This is a genomic window from Rothia sp. HMSC076D04, from assembly GCF_001814645.1.
GTDB classification, from domain to species: Bacteria; Actinomycetota; Actinomycetes; order Actinomycetales; family Micrococcaceae; genus Rothia; species Rothia mucilaginosa.
This window is the reverse complement of the sequence record NZ_KV817369.1, coordinates 279098-300882: the sequence shown is the minus strand read 5'-3', so window position 1 is coordinate 300882 and position 21785 is coordinate 279098. Positions and strand designations below refer to the sequence as shown.

The 21785-nt window shown below is 60.6% G+C and carries 12 protein-coding genes; 3 read left to right on the top strand and 9 right to left on the bottom strand.

The window, feature by feature from the left end:
* Window positions 1–189: 189 nt before the first annotated feature.
* From HMPREF2980_RS05645 to ileS, 4 genes are all read right to left on the bottom strand, one after another.
* Entirely contained in the window at window positions 190–852 is a 663-nt protein-coding gene (locus HMPREF2980_RS05645) for a vitamin K epoxide reductase family protein (RefSeq protein ID WP_005505760.1), read from the bottom strand.
* Window positions 853–1329: 477 nt separating this feature from the next.
* Window positions 1330–2007 (bottom strand): TenA family protein, encoded by a 678-nt coding sequence (locus tag HMPREF2980_RS05640; protein ID WP_070690680.1) that lies wholly within the window; start codon window positions 2005–2007, stop codon window positions 1330–1332.
* Between the two features lie 434 nt (window positions 2008–2441).
* Window positions 2442–4106 carry a bifunctional folylpolyglutamate synthase/dihydrofolate synthase gene (locus HMPREF2980_RS05635; protein WP_070690677.1) on the bottom strand — a complete coding sequence of 555 codons (1665 nt, stop codon included), beginning with the start codon at window positions 4104–4106 and terminating at the stop codon, window positions 2442–2444.
* A 131-nt stretch (window positions 4107–4237) separates the two neighbouring features.
* On the bottom strand, window positions 4238–7579 hold the full coding sequence (ileS, locus tag HMPREF2980_RS05630; protein ID WP_070690674.1) for an isoleucine--tRNA ligase: 3342 nt from the start codon (window positions 7577–7579) through the stop codon (window positions 4238–4240).
* Window positions 7580–9055: 1476 nt separating this feature from the next.
* Here ileS and HMPREF2980_RS05625 point away from each other — a divergent pair.
* Both HMPREF2980_RS05625 and HMPREF2980_RS05620 read left to right on the top strand, forming a co-directional pair.
* Window positions 9056–9994, top strand: a complete 939-nt coding sequence (locus HMPREF2980_RS05625; protein WP_070690670.1) for a DUF6318 family protein — start codon at window positions 9056–9058, stop codon at window positions 9992–9994.
* Window positions 9995–10332: 338 nt separating this feature from the next.
* The gene (locus HMPREF2980_RS05620; protein WP_070642513.1) at window positions 10333–11298 is read left to right on the top strand and encodes a DUF6318 family protein; all 966 of its coding nucleotides are present in this window, start codon (window positions 10333–10335) and stop codon (window positions 11296–11298) included.
* Between the two features lie 307 nt (window positions 11299–11605).
* Here the strand turns inward: HMPREF2980_RS05620 and cobA are convergent, their stop codons facing one another.
* Both cobA and nirB read right to left on the bottom strand, forming a co-directional pair.
* Complete coding sequence (gene cobA / locus HMPREF2980_RS05615) at window positions 11606–12517, bottom strand: uroporphyrinogen-III C-methyltransferase (protein ID WP_070690667.1); 912 nt, start codon at window positions 12515–12517, stop codon at window positions 11606–11608.
* A gap of 1 nt (window position 12518) precedes the next feature.
* Window positions 12519–15188, bottom strand: a complete 2670-nt coding sequence (gene nirB / locus HMPREF2980_RS05610) for a nitrite reductase large subunit NirB (protein WP_070690665.1) — start codon at window positions 15186–15188, stop codon at window positions 12519–12521.
* Between the two features lie 546 nt (window positions 15189–15734).
* Between nirB and nirD the strand changes: the two genes are divergently transcribed.
* A complete protein-coding gene (gene nirD / locus HMPREF2980_RS05605; protein WP_060824684.1) occupies window positions 15735–16061 on the top strand; it encodes a nitrite reductase small subunit NirD in 327 nt (108 codons plus the stop codon).
* A gap of 138 nt (window positions 16062–16199) precedes the next feature.
* Here nirD and HMPREF2980_RS05600 read toward each other — a convergent pair whose 3' ends face one another.
* The 3 genes from HMPREF2980_RS05600 to HMPREF2980_RS05590 all read right to left on the bottom strand — a co-directional run bounded on the left by HMPREF2980_RS05600 (window position 16200) and on the right by HMPREF2980_RS05590 (window position 21642).
* The gene (locus HMPREF2980_RS05600) at window positions 16200–16940 is read right to left on the bottom strand and encodes a sirohydrochlorin chelatase (protein ID WP_065423850.1); all 741 of its coding nucleotides are present in this window, start codon (window positions 16938–16940) and stop codon (window positions 16200–16202) included.
* Window positions 16941–17023: 83 nt separating this feature from the next.
* Window positions 17024–19813, bottom strand: a complete 2790-nt coding sequence (locus tag HMPREF2980_RS05595; RefSeq protein ID WP_070690661.1) for an HtaA domain-containing protein — start codon at window positions 19811–19813, stop codon at window positions 17024–17026.
* A gap of 197 nt (window positions 19814–20010) precedes the next feature.
* Entirely contained in the window at window positions 20011–21642 is a 1632-nt protein-coding gene (locus tag HMPREF2980_RS05590; protein WP_070690658.1) for an enoyl-CoA hydratase, read from the bottom strand.
* Window positions 21643–21785: the final 143 nt, after the last annotated feature.

The window sequence follows — 21785 nt, the reverse complement described above, 5'->3', positions numbered from 1 at the left end:
CACCCGCGCCGCCTCCCCGCTGACTGCCACCGGCAAAGTTACCGGCGCCTCCCCCGCTACCCGCTGCAATCTACCCGCTGCAATCTACCGGCACAATCCGCTCAGCACATTCCGTTTGCGGGTACAGCAACGCCCCGGCACCAACAGGCACCGGGGCGTTGCACGTTCGGGGCATCAGCCCTCAACTGCTTAGCGCATCATATTCACAATGACCTCAAAGAAGCGGATCACAATAATGCCGAAAATCAGGATCAGCCACAGGCTAATCGCAAACCACGACCAGCCACGAGCGCTCTCACGCATCGACTGCGACGCCGGAATAACACCCGCCGAAATATTGCGGACCGTGGTCTTCACAAACAGGGTGATGGTCATAACCCACACGATCATGCAGAACAGGCACAGAGCGTTAATCTGGAACGTCGTCTGGTACCACAGCCACATAATGAATGCGGTCGCCGCCGCCAAACCAATGTTCATGCACACCCAGAACCACTTCTTGAAGCGTGCGCCCGCCATGATCGCAGCACCGATAGTCACCACAATCGAGAAGCCCACCAGACCAATGAACGGGTTTGGGAAGCCGAAAGCTTCCGCCTGCGGGGTACGCATCACCGTGCCGCAGCTGAGCAGGGCGTTGATATCGCAGACCGTGGAGTGGCCAGCATCAATGTAAATCTGCAGGCGCTCGTACACCAGAATCGCCGAAGAAATGAGTGCGATCAGGCCGGCGCCAACCAGCCAGAATCCAAGCTGTCGGTCTGAGTAGCCGCCCGGGGTTCCCGCGTGCCCGTGCTGCGCTTCTTTTGCAGCGTGGGTGGGCTCGGTAGTACTCGATGCGGCGGTACTCATACGACTCCTTTAGATAGTGTTTTACGGTGGTACTGTCCCAGCAGCACCGTCTTAAGCTCTGTAGTGTTGAGGGGCGCATGCAACCGTCAACGCGGCAGACGCCGGGGACGGCTGAGGAGGTGCCGGTTAGGTTCCTCAAGGGTGCGCCTCACCTCGTGCAGTAGCGGGTACATACCGGCGCGGCATAGCCAGCACCCCGGAAGCGGTACCCCATTTATCCTAGCCTCTCACACCGCCAAATGGCACGCCATCAGCCTATATGTTCCGTTTTATGACGTGCTATTTTACACAGGTGGGCGCGTTTTCTGTGCACTTTCGGGGCATTTTCAGGGGCTCATTCCGGGCACTTTCGGGGCGTCTTGAGCACGCGAAACCCCCGGGAGGCGCCCGCAATTCAGCGGCGGGCGGAACCTTCCGAGGGTTTCAACGGGATATTTTCTAGGGCTTTATCCGGGGCATCACTTAGGGCGGTATTACCTAGGGCAGCGGGTGGGTGTACGACTCATCAAAGAACAGCTGTTCCAGCTCCACCGCGCGGCTAAAGAACTCGCGGGCACGTTGCGCATCCGACGGGCCCACACGGTCCAGTTCGCGGCGCAGGAAATCAACCAGCTCACGGAACTCCGGGTAGTCGTGCAGGGTAATCCACTCGTGGTGCACAAACGATTCGGGACGCTTGGCGGGAGCCTTCGACGCCCAATCCAGGTACAGGCCCTCGCAAACCACCAGCACCGACAGGATCGCCGCGTAGCTGCCGCTAGCCGCCGCGTCGAGGAAGAGACGCTTGAAGCCGGTGGTCGCCTCCATATCGGGCATGGAGTCACGCTGATGTTCGGTCACGCCCAGAGTCTCAAAGCTGCGCAGGAAGTAGGTGTTCTCGTCCCCCGCAATCTCGCCCGCGAACTCGGAGAGGCGCAGACGACCCGCGAGAGTATCGGCGTTAGCAATCGCGCCACCAATCAGGGCGAGGAAGGTATCGAGGAAGCGGTAGTCCTGCACCAGGTACCCCGCCATGACCTGCGGGGCAATCGAGCCGTCAAAAAGCTCAGCAACAAAGCGGTGATTCGTGGCGGCAAGCCAGGTGGCGAGGTTCTCCTGGCGTAGGGACTCGGTGAACGAATCGGTGCCAATCAAATCGGTGAAGGGTGCGGGCATGATGGGTGCCTTTCACTATGTGGCATACCGTCGCTGGTATGCGTATGTGTGCGGGTATGTTGGTGCGGCCTCAGGCGTTGGGGCCGGCGCCTCAGTGAATATAGCACCGTGTCGTGGAGGCGCGCCCGGTTTTGTGTGCTCGGTGCCCAAAAATTTTCGTTATTTTCGATTTTTGGGTGGGTGGGGGTGGGGTATGCCGAAAAAAAATCGGGCGATTGGGGTTGCGTGAGAGCCCCTGGGAACGCGTGAGGGAACGTGGGTTCAAGTGGGGTTCGAGTGGGAGCGCGAGGGCAGAGGCAAAAGACAGAAAGGCGGAGGCACAAAAAGGCTGGGTGCGAAAAAGCGGGGCACCGCTCCCCCAGCCGGTAATACTAGCCCAGTAAAACCAACCGGAGAGCGGCGCCCCGCTTTCTCATCAATAACCTCAGTGGGCTTTATTCGTCTTCGGAGTCATCGTCACCGAAGAAATCATCGGTGTACGAATCACCCAGCGGCAGGCCCAGCGAGTCCTCCAGCGAAGAACCCGGCGCAGACTCGCCACCCAACTCGGCCATGATGTCGTTCAGCAGCTCATCCGGCTCGGCGGCAGCAGCCTCAGCGGCCGCGGCAGCCAGAGTCGAAGCCGACGCCGCGCCCGCAGAACCGGCGTACAGGCCAGCCTCGGCGGGCAGCTCATCCGGCAGCTCCTCAGCCTCAGCGCCGGGGGTCTTCGCCTGCTCATGCGCAGCGAGCAGGGTACGCGCCTCACCGATGACCGTAATCGAACCGGTAATCAGCACGCCCGCCGACTCCTGCTCGAAGAGAGCGTTCTCCATGGCGGTGGCAATCGCCTCATCCAGGTGCTCGAACACCTCGATTGAGTCTTCATCAATGCCAGCATCCAGGGCGAGCTCGTGCAGGCGCTCCGGGGCAATCGCACGCGGCGAATCCGACGCCGCAAGGTACAGGCGGAAGGTGCCGTCGGAAGCGTCAACATACTCTTCGCGCATGGTCTCGAACATGCCCAGGGCATCCTTCTCGCCCAGGATGCCGACCACCGCGTGCAGGTGCGACAGCTTGAACGCCTCAGTCAGCGCAGCCGCGGACGCACGCACGCCGTGCGGGTTGTGGCCCGCATCCAGGATGGTCAGCGGCTCGGTGCGCACAACCTCCAGACGGCCCGGCGAGCGCACCGTCTCAAACGCGGTACGCACCACGTCCTCGGGCAGCTGACGCTGACCGCCGAAGAACGCCTCCACGGCGGCGAGAGCCACCACGGCGTTCTGCGCCTGATGCGCACCGTGCAGGGACAGCGGCACATCCGGGTACTCGCCCGCCAGGCCGCGCAGGGTCAGCAGCTGACCGCCGACCGCAAGCTCACGGGAGACAACGCCGAACTCCACGCCCTCAAAGGCGAAGGATGCTTCCTTCTCGCGGGCGGAGGCGAGCAGCACGTCCGCCGCTTCCGGGTCCTGCGCCGCAGAAATCAGGAATCCGCCGGGCTTGATGATGCCGGACTTTTCGGTCGCGATCTCAGCGAGGGTTTCGCCCAGCATGTCGGTGTGGTCCAGACCAATCGGGGTGACCACGGAAACCACGCCGTCGGCAACGTTCGTGGAATCCCAGGTGCCGCCGATACCGACCTCGAGCACCACCACGTCCACCGGCTCGTCCGCGAAAATCGCGAAGGCGAGCACGGTAACGGACTCGAAGAAGGTCAGGGCGGGCTCGCCGCGGGAGGTCATCTCCGCGTCCACAATCTGCAGGTAGGGGGCGATTTCCTCCCAAATGCGCACGAAGGTGGCATCCGGTACGGGTGCGCCGTTAATGCAGATACGCTCGGTAACGCTTTCGAGGTGCGGGCTGGTAAAGCGGCCCACGCGCAGGTCGTGGCCGAGCAGCAGCGCCTCAATCATGCGGGCGGTGCTGGTCTTGCCGTTCGTGCCGGTGATGTGGATGACCGGCGCGGCACGGTGCACGTCGCCAAGGATTTCGACGGCGCGCGCCACAGCGTCCAGGCGCGGCGCCATCTTGTTTTCGGGTGCTCGCGCCAGCAGTTCACCGTAGACCCGCTCCACGCCCTCGGGGTCGGGAATTGCGGGGTAATTCTTCTCGCTCATTGTTCTCCTCACTGGGATAGCCGGCCGGTGCCGGCAGGGGCCCACCGTGCGGCGGGATAACCGTGCGGCGGGATAGACGACGGGCCGCCCCGCCCAACAGAGGGGCGGGACGGCCGTACGGTTCAGGCGTTTTATGCCTTGGCTACGCTAATGCTCAGCTCGGCTGCTTCGCTCAGCTGCAGGGACACGGCGAGGGTTTCGCCGGTCACCAGTGCTTCGTTGGTGCGCAGAGCTGCCAGAGTTTCCTCCGGTGCCGCGATGCTCAGGTTGATGCGGTCCGCAACGTTCAGGTCGGCGTCCTTACGTGCCTGCTGAATAGCGCGGATGGTGTCGCGGGCGATACCCTCGGCAACCAGCTCGTCGGTCAGCTCAATGTTGAGGACCAGGAAGCCGCCGGGCAGAACCGCAGCCGCAGTGTGCTCAGCACCCTCAGCGTCAGCGGCAACCACGGTTGCCAGCTCGTATTCGCCTTCTTCCAGAGCCAGGCCGCCGTCCAGAGCTGCCACGCCGACCAGGACGGTACCGTCCTCGGTCACGGTCCAGTCACCGGACTTGGATGCCTTAATGGCAACCTGCACCTGCTTGCCCAGGCGCGGACCTGCCGCACGTGCGTTGACCTTCAGCTGCTGGGAGATGCCGTAGTCGGCGGGGTCGACGGTGTCGGCGCTGACCAGTTCCACCTGGCGCAGGTTCAGCTCGTCCTCGACGATGTTCGCGAAATACTCCGCACCCTTCTCACCGAAAGCGGTACCCAGGGCTGCGAACTGCTCGGGTGCAATCGCCACGGTCATCTTCTGCAGCGGCTGGCGCACGCGAATCTTCTTTTCCTTGCGCAGTGCCGAACCGGCGGAGCAGACCTCACGCACGGTCTGCATGAGAGCCAGCAGGTCAGACTCATCAGCGAAAGCGGATGCCTCGGGCCAGTCAGCCAGGTGCACGGAGCGTTCACCGGTGAGGCCGCGGTAGATTTCCTCGCTGCTGAGCGGCAGCAGGGATGCGGCGACCTTCGACACGGTCACCAGTGCGGTGTAGAGGGTGTCGAATGCGTCGGTGTCTTCGTTGAAGAAGCGCTCGCGGGAGCGGCGCACGTACCAGTTGGTCAGTGCGTCAGCGTACTGGCGCAGGGATTCGCAGGCGTTCCAGATGTCGTAGGAGTCCATCGCTGCGGTGACCTGCTCGATGAGTTCGCGGGTCTTGCCGAGGATGAAGCGGTCCATCACGTGCTGTGAGTCGTACTTGAGCTTTGCGCTGTAGCCTTCGCCGTTGTTAGCGGCGTTAGCGTACAGGGCGAAGAAGTGGTAGACGTTCCACAGCGGCAGCATGACCTGGCGAACACCCTCACGGATGCCCTGTTCGGTCACGATCAGGTTGCCGCCGCGCAGAATCGGGGACGACATCAGGAACCAACGCATCGCGTCGGAGCCGTCGCGGTCGAGAACCTCGGAGACATCCGGGTAGTTACGCAGGGACTTGGACATCTTCTGACCGTCCGAGCCGAGCACAATACCGTGGCTGATGACGTTCTTGAACGCGGGGCGGTCGAAGAGCGCGGTCGCCAGTACGTGCAGCACGTAGAACCAGCCGCGGGTCTGACCGATGTACTCGACGATGAAGTCTGCCGGGTAGTGGTTCTCGAACCATTCCTGGTTCTCGAAGGGGTAGTGCACCTGTGCGTAGGGCATGGAGCCGGAGTCGAACCAGACGTCGAGCACGTCTTCCACGCGGCGCATGGTGGACTTGCCGGTCGGGTCGTCCGGGTTCGGGCGGGTCAGCTCGTCAATGTACGGGCGGTGCAGGTCGGGTTCGCCGTCCTTGTTCAGGGGCAGGCGGCCGAAGTCTGCCTTGAGCTCTTCGAGGGAGCCGTACACGTCCATGCGCGGGTAGTTCGGGTCGTCCGAAACCCACACGGGGATCGGGGAGCCCCAGAAGCGGTTACGGGAGATGGACCAGTCGCGTGCGTTCTCAACCCACTTGCCGAACTGGCCGTACTTCACGTTTTCCGGGATCCAGTTGATCTGCTTGTTCAGCTCGTACATGCGGTCCTTGAAGTCGGTGACCTTCACGTACCAGGAGGTGATTGCACGGTAGATGAGCGGGGTGCGGCAGCGCCAGCAGTGCGGGTAGGAGTGCACGTAGGACTTCTCGCGGATCAGCACATCGTCTGCCTTGAGGGCGTTGATGATGGTGCGGTTCGCGTCGAATGCCTGCACGCCTGCAATCTCAGCCAGGGCGGTGGAGCCGGAGGCGGTGGGCTCGGCGAAGAGGTTCAGGAACTTTGCGCCTTCGTCGAGGGAGAGAATCACGGGGATGCCGTAGCCTTCACAGACCTTCTGGTCGTCTTCACCGTAGGCGGGTGCCTGGTGGACGATGCCGGTACCGTCACCGGTGGTGACGTAGTCGGCGACGAGGATCTGCCAGGAGGTTTCGGTGCCCCATTTTTCGGCGTCTGCGAAGTAGTCCCAGAGCGGGGTGTAGCGCACGTGCTCGAGCTGGGAGCCGGTGTAGCGTGCGGTGACGGCTGCGTCTGCGTCCTTTTCGGGCTGGTCGCCTTCGTAGCCGAGGTCCTTGGCGTAGGAGCCGAGCAGCTCGGAGGCGATCAGGAAGGAGCGGCCCTCGAACTTGCCTGCGCCGGGTACGACGGAGTATTCAATCTCGGGTCCAACGGCGAGCGCCTGGTTGGTGGGCAGGGTCCAGGGGGTGGTGGTCCATGCGAGTGCTTCGACGCCGTCGAGTTCTGCGGCGACCTTCTCGTCAGCGCCGAGGGCGGTGTCTGCGGTGAGGCGGAATGCGACGGTGACGGTCTGGTCCTGGCGGTCCTTGTACACGTCGTCGTCCATGCGCAGCTCGTGGTTGGAGAGGGGGGTCTCGTCCTTCCAGCAGTAGGGCAGCACGCGGAAGCCCTGGTAGGTCAGGCCCTTGTCGTAGAGGCGCTTGAACGCCCAGATGACGGACTCCATGTACTCGACGTTCAGGGTCTTGTAGTCGTTTTCGAAGTCGACCCAGCGTGCCTGGCGGGTGACGTACTTTTCCCACTCGTTGGTGTACTTGAGCACGGATGCGCGGGCAGCGTCGTTGAAGTTGTCGATGCCCATTTCGAGGATTTCGCGCTTGTCGGTCATGCCGAGCTGCTTCATTGCCTCGAGTTCTGCGGGCAGGCCGTGGGTGTCCCAGCCGAAGCGGCGTTCTACCTTGTGGCCGCGCTGGGTCTGGTAGCGTGCGACGAGGTCCTTGGCGTAGCCGGTGAGCAGGTGGCCGTAGTGGGGCAGGCCGTTAGCGAAGGGAGGGCCGTCGTAGAAGACGAATTCGTTTTCGCCGTTTTCGCCTGCGGGGCGGTTCTCAACGGATGCGGAGAAGGTGTTGTCCTTCTTCCAGTAGTCGAGGACTGCCTCTTCGAGTGCGGGGAACTTGGGCGATGCGGTGACGCCGCTTCCTGCGGCTTCGAAGGCGCTCGCCTTGGGGTAAACATGGGACATGTGTTTGTGCGCCCTTATCTGTTGTTCTCAACGCTGAGAGGTTGGGGCGACAGGGTACGTAGCACTCGTCGTCCCACCGTTTCAGCGGGTGAGGATTGACATGACGGGTGCAAGGACGCCTGGGCATCGCTGACTTGCCCGGGATGTGCCGGGGGTCGGGATGCGGCGCGGTACCACCTTGCTTACTGATTTAACAGCTCAACGCACCGAACCCTCCCGGGGCTACGTGGCGTCGCGTGTCCGCGATACCTAGCCACCGGAAGAGCGGCGCGTTGGGCGGGTATCAGTCGCTTATTACAGCTATATCGGGCTTAACCGTCCGGTTCTACTGGGACTACATCTCTTCCGCTAAGACACCCTCGCCGCAGCGATTGGCGGGTGTCCGCAGGTGCGGTCCGTTCTTCCGAATTGCTCGCCGGTGATGGCCGGGTCGTTGCAAACACTAATAGTTTATGTGGCTTTTGTGTCTGTATGCAACCCCGCGGGGTGTGGGTTTGAACAGTACTTTTCAGATGCGCCGACGCTGGGGGTACAAAACAGAATGGTTCTTCGTTCGGCGATATTTAGAGCGAGTAGGGGGTTTAAGGGGTCTTACCTCACCCCGCACTCGGGCGTGTTTAAGGATGTATGTTTTTACATTCCCCCAGTGTTGCTTTAAGTGGGTTTCAATTTTTTCGAGGGACCCCTTGGGACTACAGACAGTGCAACCACAAGATATGGGGTGAACACCGATGTAATTCCACTAGATATTCACCCCTGCACGTTTTCACCCCCTCAATATTCCGTGTGGGAACCGGTTTTTCTGAATGATCCAGCAATGCATAGCGGGTGAATAGAGTGCATATTTGGGGACTATCGAGCGGGTTTCCCTTGTTGAATCGGGTATTTCTTCTGGGCTTTTGAAGACTTTCTTACGACCAGAAGGTTGAGCCAACCGCTCTCCTCTCCCCTACCCTTTGGAAACGCTGAGGCGCAGCTCTTTTATTTTTCAAGTCATAAATATGATTGAAATCACTTAGCTCAACATGCACGCAACCCTCTCACGGAACAGTTGCCTCCATCAAATAGCTCCCCACTAACAGGGTGTAGCCGCAATACTTTACAGTGATTGATATTTTGAGTGCTCCATAGACTCTCAGGGATTACTAAGGTGTATTTTCGTGCATTTTGAACTCAAAATAGTCTAAAATGAATCGTGCAACACATCAATAATGATTCGATAGCATCTGCCCTCTCACCGGGGCGTGAACACAGCAGTCTCAAAGATGAGTTCACCGCGTATCCGTTCGCTCCACCAGCAGCATGTACGCACCCGAGGCTCCTTCCGGACAGGAAATAAACCTGATAGGGCCTGAAACCACGGCAGACAACGCAAGGTTTCACCCCTCTATGCAGCCTCACCCAACACGCCATACAACCACGCGCCCGCCGCCGGGTGCCCCGAGCCCGCCTCGGCATAATTCAAGGAGTTCACCGATGCTCTCGCCCGACCGCTCTTCAAACACCCGTTCCGCCGTTTCCCGCCTTATGAGCCGCCGTACCCTGCTGCTCGGTGGCGCGGTTTCCCTCATGGCCGGTTGCGCCTCCGATATTCGCCCGCTGAGCGAAGAGGCAAAAGCTAAGGTCGGCTCCCCCACCCCTTCCGCGAGCGCTTCCGCTTCTGCGTCTAGTTCACCGTCTGCTTCGGCGACCGCATCAGCAAGTGCTAAGAGCAGCTCGTCCAGCGCGGCACGCGTACCCGTATCTAAGGATGCACTCGTTGAGGGTTGGGAAAAGTACCCCGGCCCCCTGAAGCTGACCGGCGAATACATGGGCGAGTACCAGCCCGCAACGGATTCTTCCCCTGCGAAGAACGTACCTAAGCCCCTCAAGACCGTTCCGCACCGTGAAGAACCGACGTTCCAGGGCGCCTACGAGACTCTGCGCGCGTACTACAGCGCACAGATCACCGCGCTCAAGGATGGTCGCTACGCAGATCAGGCGATTGAGCTGACCTACCCGGCAGACAAGAGTGCTATCGACGAGGTTAAAGCAATCAAGGAACTGTATGAGCAGAACGGCTGGTACATGGACTTCACGTGCAGCATTTCCATGCGGAATACGGAGCCTCGAACCGCCCTGAAGAACGGTGACGGCTACGTAGAAATCATGATGGACGCCAAGTATTCTGCCACCGCCATCCATCAGCCGGACGGCACCGAGCGCAAGATACCGGCGATTACTCAGGTAGCCATTCCGCACGTGATGCTCTACACCGAGGGTAAGTGGTGGCGAATCGGCAACGATTATCTGAACGAGCGTCTGAATGGCGGCAAGGGCTCTTCCGACTCTTCTAGTTCCGCTGGTTCCGCTGGTTCCAGTTCCGCAGGTTCTAGCGGTTCTTCGTCCTCGGGTCGCGGCTCCACTAAGGTCTAAATCCGCAGGGGTCTAATACCCTAGTCGAGAGCAGCCCGTCTCATCAATTCCATATGCACTAGCCCAAAGTCGAGGAGGCGCACTCCCCTGCACCTCACCGACTTTGGGTTATTGCGTCTTAAAGACAATGTTCAGGGTTTTTTGACGAAGTTTTAAAACCAGTCTTCTATAGTAAGAAGTGGATACTTCATACCGCCGCAGTTCACGCTCCGGCACACCCGTATCCCGGTACCCCCCCCTGTACCGCACACAATACAAAAACGATGAGGCGGATCCTTTCGTACGCATCACAGCGTTGTGAAGCGAGCTACCTCGATCAACCACTTTCAGGAGATACCATGTCCTTCCGGCCGAGTGCACACACCAGCTTCTCTGCTAACGACCGAAACGGATTGACCCGCCGCACCGTTCTTTTTGGCGGTCTGACCGCCGGTGCTTTGGCTCTAGCAGGATGCGCCTTCAACAAGGATATTCGCCCCACCGGTAGCGGCGACACTTTCTCCGGCTCCCCGAGCGCCTCCGCCTCCCCCTCGGCGTCTGTGTCGGCTTCGCCTTCTGAGTCTGCCTCGGCTTCGGCCTCCGCTTCGTCTTCGTCCTCGTCAAGCCGTAGTAGCGCGAAGATTATTCCGTCCGACGAGTTCTTGAAGGACTATAAGAAGTACATTGGCGACGTCAAGTACGAGTACAAGCCCGCCATTGCGCACTATGTTGAGCCGACCGACACCTCCCCCGCGAAGAACGTCCCGATCCCGGTCATTGATACGGTGGCTCAGCGTACCGTCAGTCTCGAGGGCGCCTACAAGACCCTGGCTGCTTACCAGAGCGCGTACATTGCTGCGATGTACAACGGCGACCTGCAGTACCTCAAGGGTCTGGTCCACGGCGCTGACAGCGGTCTGGTCAACAATCTGAAGGCTATTGCTAAGCTCTACGCTGCGGGTGGTTGGACTAAGGACTACGAGAGTAAGCTGAGCATCCGTGACGATCTCGATGCGAAGGCTCTTGCCTCTTCCGATTTGGCTGTTGTGGCGTTCCCCTGCCGGGATGTCGTCAAGGAATACACCATCTACCAGAAGGGCACGGGTGAGGTTCAGAAGGCAAGCACCCTGGATGTCGTGATCTACGTGGTGTACGCCGAGGGCAAGTGGCGCGTGACCAGCCGCGAGTACTTCGTGTCGGAGTACAGCGACCAATTCCGCAAGGTCTTTGAGGGTCCCTCTGCTTCTGCAAGCAAGTCTAGCGGTGGCGGCTCCGGCAGCTCCGGTGGCTCTAGCTCCGGTAGCAGCAGCGATTTCAAGGTCTAGGCTCTGAGATTCTAAGCTCCAAGATTAGGATTTGAGCGCAGCGCCCCTGATGAAAGCGGGGCGGGTATCAACTGATACCCGCCCCGCTTTCGTATGTTCCTGTGCTTCTGTACCGCAGCGCTCCCCCGCTACTGCGCCAGCGAGCGCCTCAGCGCCCGGCAGGTGGCAACTACAGCACAGCAATACCAGCAGGCACAGCAACAGCCCCGCTCCTTGGCAACTAGGAAAACCAAGGATGCGGGGCTGTGCAATACTATCTGGCGCGTAGCTGGACTATCTAGCGCATAGCTACCTGGCGCGCCGCCTTCTAGGAGGTGGAACGCTCACGCAGACGCTCGTGAACCTCGCTCACAAAGCGGTTCTGATTATCGCGAGCATAATGCACGACCTCACCGATGACGGTAATAGCCGGTGCCTTAACCGATGCGCAATCCACCTGAGCGTTCTCAAGGGTCGTGACAGTCACACGCTCCTTCTCCGAGAAACCGTTCTCGATGGTTGCCAGCGGCGTGTCAGCCTCAATCCCACGAGAGAGCAGAGACGCCACCGTATCGGGCAGAGTGCGAACGCCCATCAGCAGCACCACAGTGCCCTGTGCACGCAGGGTCGCCTCAACCGCCGAAACTTCGGTCTCCGACAGGCCGGAGTGACCAGAAATGACGGTGAAAATCGAGGACACCTTACGCAGGGTCACCGGAATCGCCGCACGCGCAGGAACCGCAATGGCGCTGGTAATGCCGGGGATAACCTCAGCCTCCAGGCCTGCGGCGATGCACGCATCCAGCTCTTCAGCGCCGCGACCGTACACGTACGGGTCGCCACCCTTCAAACGCACCACGGTCTTACCCGAAAGCGCGTAATCAATCATGAGCTGCTGAATGCGGGACTGCGGAACAGCGTGCTTACCGGGAACCTTGCCCACATCAACGATGAGGGCGTTCGGCGCGTACTCGCCGTACTCCTGCGGGGCGAGGTGATCCAGAAGGACCACGTCCGCCTCGCTCAGGGCACGCGCCGCACGCAGGGTCAGCAGGTCAGCGGCACCGGGGCCGCCACCCACAATGTAGACCTTGCCGGGGTTCTCAGCAGGCTCGCCGGGCAGAAGAATGCCGCGTTCCGTCACGCTATCGTCCAGGCTGCGCCCGGGCGCCCCGCCCGCGAGCACCTCGTCAATAGTGGCGAACTCGCGGGGCGGGAACGGAGGAATCTTCGGGCACATACTACGCTGCCGGGACCGGGTTGAGGTCACTGGGCTTACCCACGGGAATCTTGGCACCGGTCAGCAGGACGGTGTCGGACTCGCCAGCTTCTGCCGCCGCAATCTCCTCGGGGGTTGCGGGGCGAATCTGCTCGCGCTCCAGCACGTACAGGTGCGAACCTTCGTCGCTGCCGTTGGGCTCGTTGATGAAGGCGCGGAAGCGGCGCAGGCGACGCTCGTCGCGCAGGGTTGCTGCCCACTCGTCCTCGTAGGAGTCGACGTGACGCTGCATGTCGCGCTCCAGGTCCTCGCACACGCCCAGGGAGTCCTCAATGAGGACGGACTGCAGGTGTGCCAGACCGTCGCCGTGCTCCTCATCCAGGTCCTCAAGCCAGCGAGCGGTACGCTGCAGCTTGTCTGCGGTACGGATGTAGTACATCAGGTAACGGTCGATGTAGCGGATGATGTCCTCGCTGGAAGCGTCCTTGACGAAGAGGCGACCGTGAGCGGGGTTTGCACCACCGTTACCGCCCAGGTACAGGTTCCAGCCGTTGGTGGTTGCAATCAGACCAACGTCCTTGCCCTGTGCCTCAGCACATTCACGGTTACAGCCGGAAACACCGAACTTGAACTTGTGCGGGGAACGCAGGCCGCGGTAACGGTTCTCGAGCTGGACTGCCATGCCGGTAGAGTCCTGAACACCGAAGCGGCACCAGGTCGAACCCATGCAGGACTTCACGTTACGCAGGGACTTACCGTATGCCTGACCGGACTCGAAGCCGGCATCCACCAGGCGCTCCCAAATGTAGGGCAGCTGCTCCAGGCGAGCACCGAACATACCGATACGCTGTGCACCGGTGATCTTCACGTACAGGCCGAACTCGTCAGCGACCTCTGCAATAACACCCAGCTTCTTAGCGGGAATCTCACCTGCAGGAATACGCGGAACGACGGAGTAGGTACCGTTCTTCTGCATGTTCGCCAGTGCGCGGTCGTTGGTCTCCTGAATACCACCGCGGCCTGCGTCCAGGACGTAGGAGTTGCGGAAGGAGGAGAGAATCGATGCAACGGTCGGCTTACAGATAGCACAGCCGTCGCCACCGCGGCCGAAGCGTGCCAGCACGGAGTCGAAGTCGTCCAGGCTGGTCAGGCGCACAGCCTCAGCCAGCTCTGCACGGGAGAAGTCGAAGTGCTCACACAGTGCCTTGGAGACGGTCAGACCCATCTTCTTCATCTGCTGTTCCAGAGTCTTCTGCAGCATCGGGACACAGGAACCACACTGGGTACCCGCGGTGGTGCAGGACTTCAGCGATGCAACATCGTGGTTGCCGTCAACGATAGCCTCGCGGACAGCGCCGAAGCTGATGTTGTTGCAGGAACACAGGATTGCGTCGTCGGGCAGTTCGGTGTCGGGGATGCCGTCGCCGCCGCCAGCTGCGGTCAGGTAGACGTTCGGCTCAGCGGGCAGTTCGCGACCGAGCAGGGGCTTCAGGGAGTCGAAGGGAGCGGTGTCACCGACGAACACGCCACCGAGCAGGGTCTTTGCGTCGCCGCTGGTCACGATCTTCTGGTACATGCCGCGTGCGGGGTCTGCGAACAGAACCTCGAGGCAACCCTCGGTGGTACCTCGGCGATCACCGAAGCCGGCAACCTGAACGCCGGAGAACTTCAGCTTGGTTGCGATGTCGAACTCTTCAACCTGAGCTTCTTCGTTGTCGTTGAGCAGGTTAGCTGCCACAGCGTCAGCCATAGCGTTAGCCGGTGCGACCAGGCCCCAGGTGCGGCCCAGCACGCAGGCAACCTCACCGATAGCCCAAATGTGCTCGTCGGAGGAGTGGCATGCGTCGTTGACGAGAATACCGCCGCGCTCACCCAGTGCCAGGTCAGCGTCGCGTGCCAGCTCGTCGTTGGGGCGAATACCAGCACCGAAGACCACCATGTCGGCGGGCAGGGTGCGGATTTCTGCATCCTCAGAAGGAGAATCTGCGATGGAGACGGAGACGACGTTGCCGTCAGCGTCCTTGTTGATACCGGAGATGTACACGCCGGTCTCAATGTCAATGCCGGTTGCCTTAATCTGGGCGTTCACGGCGTAACCGCCGCCCTGGTCAACCTCAACGGAGAGCAGCCAGGGTGCCACGTCCAGGATGGTGGGCTCTGCGCCCAGGTCCTTCAGACCCTCAGCTGCTTCGAGGCCGAGCAGACCGCCACCGACGACGACACCGCGGGGTGCGCGGCCGAGGGTGGACTGCAGGCGCTTGACCTCGGAGACCATGTTCTTCACGTCGTCAATGGTGCGGAAGACGTGTGCGGCGTCCGAGTTAAGAATGGGGATACGAACCGCGCGGGAACCGGTTGCGAAGACCAGCACGTCATAGGGGTACTCGTTGCCCTCGGTGTCGGTAACAACGCGGCGGGTGCGGTCAAGCTTCTCTGCGTGGCAGTTGTTGACCAGGTTGATGTTCTCTGCATTCCACAGTTCGGGATCACCGAGGGTCAGGTCCTTCTCGGTGTCCTTGAAAATCTTCTCGATAGCAACGCGGTCGTAGGGGATGTAGGGCTCGTCGTTGAGGACGGTGATGGTGTCCGCTGCGCGACCGGCAGCTTCAGCGCCTTCGTGGTACGCGCGTACAAAACGCCACGCAGCGGGGCCTGCGCCGACAACGAGAATGTTGCGGGGAGTGTGCGACATGGATTTTCCTTCCTAGTTGTAATGCAGGTAGTTCATGGCACTTATCTACCCTCAGTGTGCGACTGGATCGTGCCCAGCATTGGAACTCCTAGTTTCCGTACCGTTGGGCTCGTACCTGATGCGTACCGAGTAGTTGAAGCACCCGCTTCTTTAGAATGCATCTGAAAATTACGAAACATTTTTGTGTGGGATTATGTTGTTTTCTTCAGGCAGTCAAAAGGCGTTTTAAACTACGACTTTTATCGTACACTCTAGCGCGGGGTCGAGGCATCGAAAATCCGCATTTTTTGGGAAAATTTTCTAAAAAATCCGCGGAATATCGGGCTGAAATAGGGTATTCTTACCTTACCTGAAATTAAATTAGGTAAGGCTAATCTACAAAATTCAAGGTCGTCTTTTTAGGGTAAAAATAACCTTTAGCACCCTCCGCGTGCCCCATTTCCAAATGTGGGTTTCATAAGGTAAACTCCAAACAAAGAACACACGAACCGCTATTGTGTCCTGCACCCCGCGCGGCGCAGACCACCACTTCGAAAGGAAACCCTCATGGCTGAGAATTGGGTACGCATCTGCGCCGAATCTGACCTCGAAGAAAACTGGGGTGAAGTCGCCCTGGTCGACGGCTACCAGTACGCCATCTACAAGACCAAGCACGGCATCTTCGCCAGCGACCACCTCGACCCGCACAGCCAGGCGCTGGTCCTCGCACGCGGCATCGTCGGCGAGAAGAACGGCAACCCCACCATCACCTCCCCCCTCTACAAGGAGGTCTACGATCTGACCACCGGCGAGTGCCTCTCCGACCCCTCCTACTCCATCAAGGTCTACCCCGTAGAGGTCCGCGACGGCGACGTCTACCTCAAGACCGCCTAAACACTCACACTTCACAACTCAAACACAGCAACACAAAAAACCTCGGGAACATAACGTCCCGAGGTTTTTTGTATGGATTTTCAGAAGCCCCGAATCAGGTGAGTGAACAGCGAGCGCACTAGCCTGATTTTAAGTCATCTAGGCGGCATCCAGCTGGGCAATAGCGGCATCCATGCGGTCAATAAAGCACTCCGCCACCACGGCAGCAGAAGCACCACCCTGCGCGTTCACCAGCGGCGAGGCAACCTTCACCGGCACACCGGTCGACTCAGCATCACGGCGCATCTTACCGGCGAAGAAACCCTCCGCTAGAAGGTAGGTTGCAGCAAACTTAGGCTGATGCTCAGCAACCACCTCGTGGAACTTCGGATCGATAGCGGCAACGAAGCCGTGATGCACCGGGGTGTTCAGTTCCTCAGCCAGCAGCTCAGCGGCACGGCTCATGTCCGCGCGACCATCAGCACGAGAAGAACCCGCAGCACCCTGCACAACAGGGCCGTCGCCGGGAGTCCAACCAGCCTCTTCCAAGCGGGCGCGGGTCAGTGCGGCAAGGCGCGCATCCGGGCCCAGAGACTCGCCAATACTAATACGCTCAATACCGCTATTGCGTGCGGCACGGCGCAAATCCACCTGAGTGTGGAAACCGGTCGACAGCAGAATCGGCACGATCACGCAGGGCTCATCATTGGGCAGAGAGGCTGCGGCATCATCAACGCTGGGAGATTCCACATCCACATATGCGGCGTGGATACGGTACTCCACGCCGTCGTTACGCTGCGCGAGCAGGAACTTGATCTGCTCACGAATCAGCGTAATAGCCTCGCGACCGGCGACCGAGTCAGTGCCGTGCGAAGTTGCGATTACATTCAGAATAGTCATATTTCCATTGTATGAAAGGAACACCCCGCTCCCCCACTCATGAACACGAGTGGCGAAGCGGGGTGTTGCACGAAGGCTAAATTTTAGCTCTTGCGGCGGCGAGCCACGACCAGTGCGGTACCCGCAGCCAGGGTGATAGCACCAGCTGCTGCGGCGAACATAGCGCCGGATGCGCCGGTCTGTGCCAGCTTGGAGGAGGAGCTACCGGAGGTCGAGGAACCACCTGCGGAAGAACCACCGTTAGAGGAACCGCCATTGGAGCCGCTCACACCCAAGTTGTCGGAGGCACCGGAACCAGCATCAGAACCGCCGTTGGAGCCACCCTTGTGGCCGGCTGCGTTCTGGTCAGCGGTGCTGCTCTCAGAAGCGGAAGCGCTCGCGGATGCAGACTCACTTGCGGAAGCGCTCGCGGACGCGGATGCACTCGCAGATGCAGACTCGCTAGCCGATGCGGTCACCGATGCGCTGCTGGAGCTACTTGCGGAGCTCGATGCGCTCGCAGAAGCGCTCGAAGAAGCAGACGCGCTAGCGGACGCCGATGCAGAGGCGCTCACCGAGGGGGTCACGGCGGGAACGCTCGGAACCGCGGTCGGGGAAGCGCTCACCGATGCGCTCGGAGTTGCAGAAGCACTCGGGGCAACAGAAGGCGCCACGGACGCGGTCGGCAGAGACGGCGAGGTGGGCTCCTCCGAAGGAACTGCGGTGGGTTCTGCAGTCTTGGTGGGCTCAGCAGTCGGTTCTGCGGTTGCAGTGGGCTCAGCCGTTACCGAAGGCTCCACAGTGGGTTCTGCAGTCTTAGTGGGTTCTGCGGTTGCCGAGGGCTCAGCAGAAGGCGTGACGGTCGGTGCAACAGTCGGCTCAGCGGTGGGAGCAACAGTCGGCGCGACGGTAGGCTCAGCAGAGGGTGCCTCGGTGGGCGCGACAGTCGGCTCAGCAGGCTTAGTCGGCTCAGCGGTAGGAGCAACGGTCGGCTCGGGTGCCTTAGTCGGCTCAGCAGTCGGTGCCACGGTGGGAGCAACAGTCGGCTCAGCAGACTTAGTGGGCTCGGGTGCCGGGGTCTGTTCCGGTGCCGAGTTTGCTGCCAGGCGGTTCAGCCACAGCTGATCCTCGTAGGTATTCGGGTTCTCGAAGCTGGTCGGGTAGATAATATCGCCGTTGGGCAGCTCGAGGGCGTTGTAGCCGCCGCTCTTGTCGGTCTTGCGCATCGAGGAGAGCACAATCTCGTTCACCTTGTTCAGGGTGTCATCCATGAACACCAGGCGGGAGCCGGAGGCATCCACCACAACCACGTTGCCCGCACGGGTCAGGAACATGGTGGCAACCTCGGTCTTCTCGAAGCCCTCAAGAGTTGCGGACTCGCGGACCACGCTGAAAGTGCCGTTCTCGTACTTGAGGATCTGCACCTTACCGCCGTACCAGTTGTTCCAACGGTAAATGTAGCCCTTGGGGCTGACCAGGGTCGAGGGCAGGGCGGTGTCGTAGCCTGCGGGTGAAGAGTTCGGCACCAGGGACACGCCGTTGCTGCTCATGTGCAGCAGGTGACCCTTCTGAACCACCTTTTCGCCGGCCGCATCGTAGATGGAAGTCGACGGCGCGTACACGAAGCTGCCGTCGGGCAGCGGTGCGAGGGTCACGGTGTTGTTGGAGAACGAGTCGCCGTAGTACTCGTCGAGCGAGTATGCGTTCACAACCTGCGGGTCGATAGAGTCGGGCTTCGGCAGAGCCTGCGAGGTTGCCTTGCCGGATGCGTCAATGATGGTCAGCTTGCCGCCACCCTGGCCGTCAACGCTGACGATGCCCCAGGTGTTGTTGGCGGGGTTGTAGCCGATTGCCTTGACGGTGTTGGCGCCGAGCTCTGCATCGGAGTAGGTACCGGAGGAGACGAGCTTACCCTCAGCCGTCACGGTGTACAGCTCGGGCTTGTTGGTCTCGCTGCCGATGACGAGCATGCGGTTGCCGTCAGCGTCCACCGCGAAAACGCCCTTGATTGCCTTCAGGACGCCGGTATCGGTCATCTTCAGGTTGGAGCTGGTCAGCACGGTGTAGGTGGTGTCGCCACCGAAGCTCGGGGGTGCCACGTGCACGATGTGGTTCTGGCCCAGACGTGCGGTGTTCTGGGGCAGGCTCACACCCGCGCCGGTGTTGTAGGACTCGGCGACGCTGTAGGCGCTCTTGGGGGTGTTGGCTGCGCTACCGTTGTAGGAGATGCTCAGCGGGTCGAGGCTGGCGCCTTCGTTGTAGAAGTCGGAGAAGGCGTGGTTACCGTCGGCGGTCAGGTTCGCGGAGATGCCGCTGATGCTGACCACGCCGTCCTTCTCGCTCTGCTTGGCGGTGCCGGTGCTCAGGGTCGCCATCTTGACTTCCATGGGGCCCTCGAACTTGCCGGAGGCGTAGTTCTTGGTGCGCACGGTCATGTAGAGAGAGCCGGTGCCGTCAGCGAGGTTCAGTTCCACGCGGGGGTTGGAGAAGGTGAGGTTCAGGGCGCAACCAGTTTCGGGGTCCTGACCTTCGGCGCAGTGGCCGGTGAACCAGAGGCGGCCGGCAGCCTGCAGGGTGACCTGCTTGCCGTCTTCAGAGACGGTGGTGGAGGTCGGGGTGAAGGTGAACTGCTTTGCGGTTGCGTCCCAAGCTGCGCCGTCGGTCATTTCGCGGGGCATACCGTTGTAGGACAGGAAGGAGGCGCGCACGCCCCAACCGAAGGATGCGCCGGCGCTTACCTGGTCGCCTGCAGCGACGTTCTGTGCGGCAACGTTCTGGGCGGCGATATTAATGTTCTCGGCGAGAACGGGTGCCAGGGGCAGGGCGACAGCGCCAGCAACAGCGAGGGCGCAGGCTCCCTTGGAGAGGCGGGTGCCAGATGTGAAAAACTTCATTGGTGTGCATCCATACTATCGACATTGTTAGGACAGGCTTACTATATCGATAGAGTGAGTATTTCTCAAGATACACACCAAGTGAACCGTTTTATGACAAAGCACCCCACAGCACACTGACAGGGCAATACACCCACCCCACGCCAGCACACCTCAGCAGTCAACGGAAGGCCGCTACTCCCCCGGCCCTACCGCCGCTAATCCTTCTTCGAGGTGTGCATACGTGACATGCCCAGGGCACCAAGAATCAACCCGCCACCCAGGGTCACCAAAATCGGCAGAAGGGGCGAGCTCTTATCCATATTGCGGGTAATCTGCGCCTCCGAGGCCTTCACACCATTCGGCGATCCGGGATCGGTACGCACCTGCGAGGAGGAGCCATTCAGAATCGCGGCACGGCGAGACTGCGCCGCCGAATCGGTACCCGAAGGTAGGTTAGAGTCGGGAGTCGCGACCTGAACAGGCTGCGCCTCCTCAGTGCGGTACCCCAGAGCCGAGGAAGACTCGGTAGCAGAACCACCCGAGGGGCGCGGAATAGAAATCGTGGCATCGTTCGTGCCCGGAGCCATAGCACTGTCGGCCTGAATTCCGCGGGTCTTAGACTTGGAACCCGCGGCGGGTGCCTTCGCGCCGGATGCGTCCGCCGCCTCAGCGGGAGCCGAAGAAGACGCGGAAGGCGCCGCAACCGGCTTCTCCCCATTCGAAGCCGACGAACCGGACGCTGAGCCACCATTCTCGACAGACGCCTGGGTCACCGTAAAACGCACCGTATTGAGCTGAAGGTTACCGTCACCGGAAGCGTCAAAAGCCGCTACCAAGTAGGTCCTACCAATCTGCAGGGACGCACCGGGCACGCCAATCACAGCCTCGAAAGCGCCCGCAGAAATGGATTCCGGGCCAACGTGCACAATGGCGAGCGCGTCACCCACAGTGTTGCCGTTGGAGTCGATTTCCATGACGATCAGGTCGTAGCCCTTATCGTTCTGGGGGAAGTTCGTGGCACGGACCGTGACGGGCTTCGTGTCATCCTGAGAGTCGCCCTGCGAGTCCTGAATGGACAGGTGTGCTTTGCCATCCCTCTGGTTCATCGGATCGTACACGCTGTTGTCTTCGGAGATAACGTACTGCCCAGAATCATGGTTCTGCGGGTTATCTACGGTACGGCGAACCGTGCCATCACTCGTATCGGTGGATGACGTAGCGGTGGGCGACGGCAGGTTCACCGCTACGGGGGTCGGCTGAGTGGTCACCTCGCCGGTTTCTGCTTCTTCACGCTCAATGTCGACCGGCGGTTCGGTGGGCTTTGCCTTGCCGTTGCGTGGATCAGCGGTCTGGACCAGGCGGTTGCCCTGCTCGGTCACAAAGAATTCGTAGGAGACACCGTGCGCGGTGTCCTCCAGAACGATCACGTACACGACGTTCGAGTCCGTCGCCGGGCTCATCAGGAGGCGGAACTCCCCCTCCTTGGTTCCCTCAGTTAGAGTCGGGCTCTCCAGGACGGAGCCACCGTACTCACCGGAAGGGGTGTAGAAGTTCACGTCAACCAGCACGCTGGAAGCCTCCAGGCCCTCAGGGAAGCCTGTCCAGCGCAGGAGGTAGCCGCCGTCCTTGAGCTGCGCCTTCATGGTGATTGTGGAGGCTGCACCCTGCACCTGCTGGTTGTCTTCAGCCTGGTTCGGGGTTGCGGTCAGGGTGGCGGTTTTTTGCACAGCAGAGTGTGTCGTGACGGGTGCCTCCGCCGCGACGGAGGGTACAACAAGCCCGCACTGAAGCCCCGCAACCAAAATGGTTGCGGTGACAATACGGTGCTTCGCTGAATAAATACTCATGCAATGCGTCTTTTCGTGGTGGAAATATGCGTACTATTGCTCGTTCTTCACGTGCCGCGCGGAGCCCTTCGGGCGCGTCATGCACCCGGATTTGTCGTACCATGCTCCGCTTCGTATTTCAGGTGGTGAAGACCTGACAATAG

Coding starts and splice junctions, on each gene's coding strand:
- cobA (WP_070690667.1), bottom strand. CDS start 12,517: ATGTGCCCGAAGATTCCTCCGTTCCCGCCCCGCGAGTTCGCCACTATT.
- HMPREF2980_RS05595 (WP_070690661.1), bottom strand. CDS start 19,813: ATGAAGTTTTTCACATCTGGCACCCGCCTCTCCAAGGGAGCCTGCGCC.
- nirB (WP_070690665.1), bottom strand. CDS start 15,188: ATGTCGCACACTCCCCGCAACATTCTCGTTGTCGGCGCAGGCCCCGCT.
- ileS (WP_070690674.1), bottom strand. CDS start 7,579: ATGTCCCATGTTTACCCCAAGGCGAGCGCCTTCGAAGCCGCAGGAAGC.
- HMPREF2980_RS05625 (WP_070690670.1), top strand. CDS start 9,056: ATGCTCTCGCCCGACCGCTCTTCAAACACCCGTTCCGCCGTTTCCCGC.
- HMPREF2980_RS05635 (WP_070690677.1), bottom strand. CDS start 4,106: ATGAGCGAGAAGAATTACCCCGCAATTCCCGACCCCGAGGGCGTGGAG.
- HMPREF2980_RS05640 (WP_070690680.1), bottom strand. CDS start 2,007: ATGCCCGCACCCTTCACCGATTTGATTGGCACCGATTCGTTCACCGAG.
- HMPREF2980_RS05620 (WP_070642513.1), top strand. CDS start 10,333: ATGTCCTTCCGGCCGAGTGCACACACCAGCTTCTCTGCTAACGACCGA.
- HMPREF2980_RS05645 (WP_005505760.1), bottom strand. CDS start 852: ATGAGTACCGCCGCATCGAGTACTACCGAGCCCACCCACGCTGCAAAA.
- nirD (WP_060824684.1), top strand. CDS start 15,735: ATGGCTGAGAATTGGGTACGCATCTGCGCCGAATCTGACCTCGAAGAA.
- HMPREF2980_RS05590 (WP_070690658.1), bottom strand. CDS start 21,642: ATGAGTATTTATTCAGCGAAGCACCGTATTGTCACCGCAACCATTTTG.
- HMPREF2980_RS05600 (WP_065423850.1), bottom strand. CDS start 16,940: ATGACTATTCTGAATGTAATCGCAACTTCGCACGGCACTGACTCGGTC.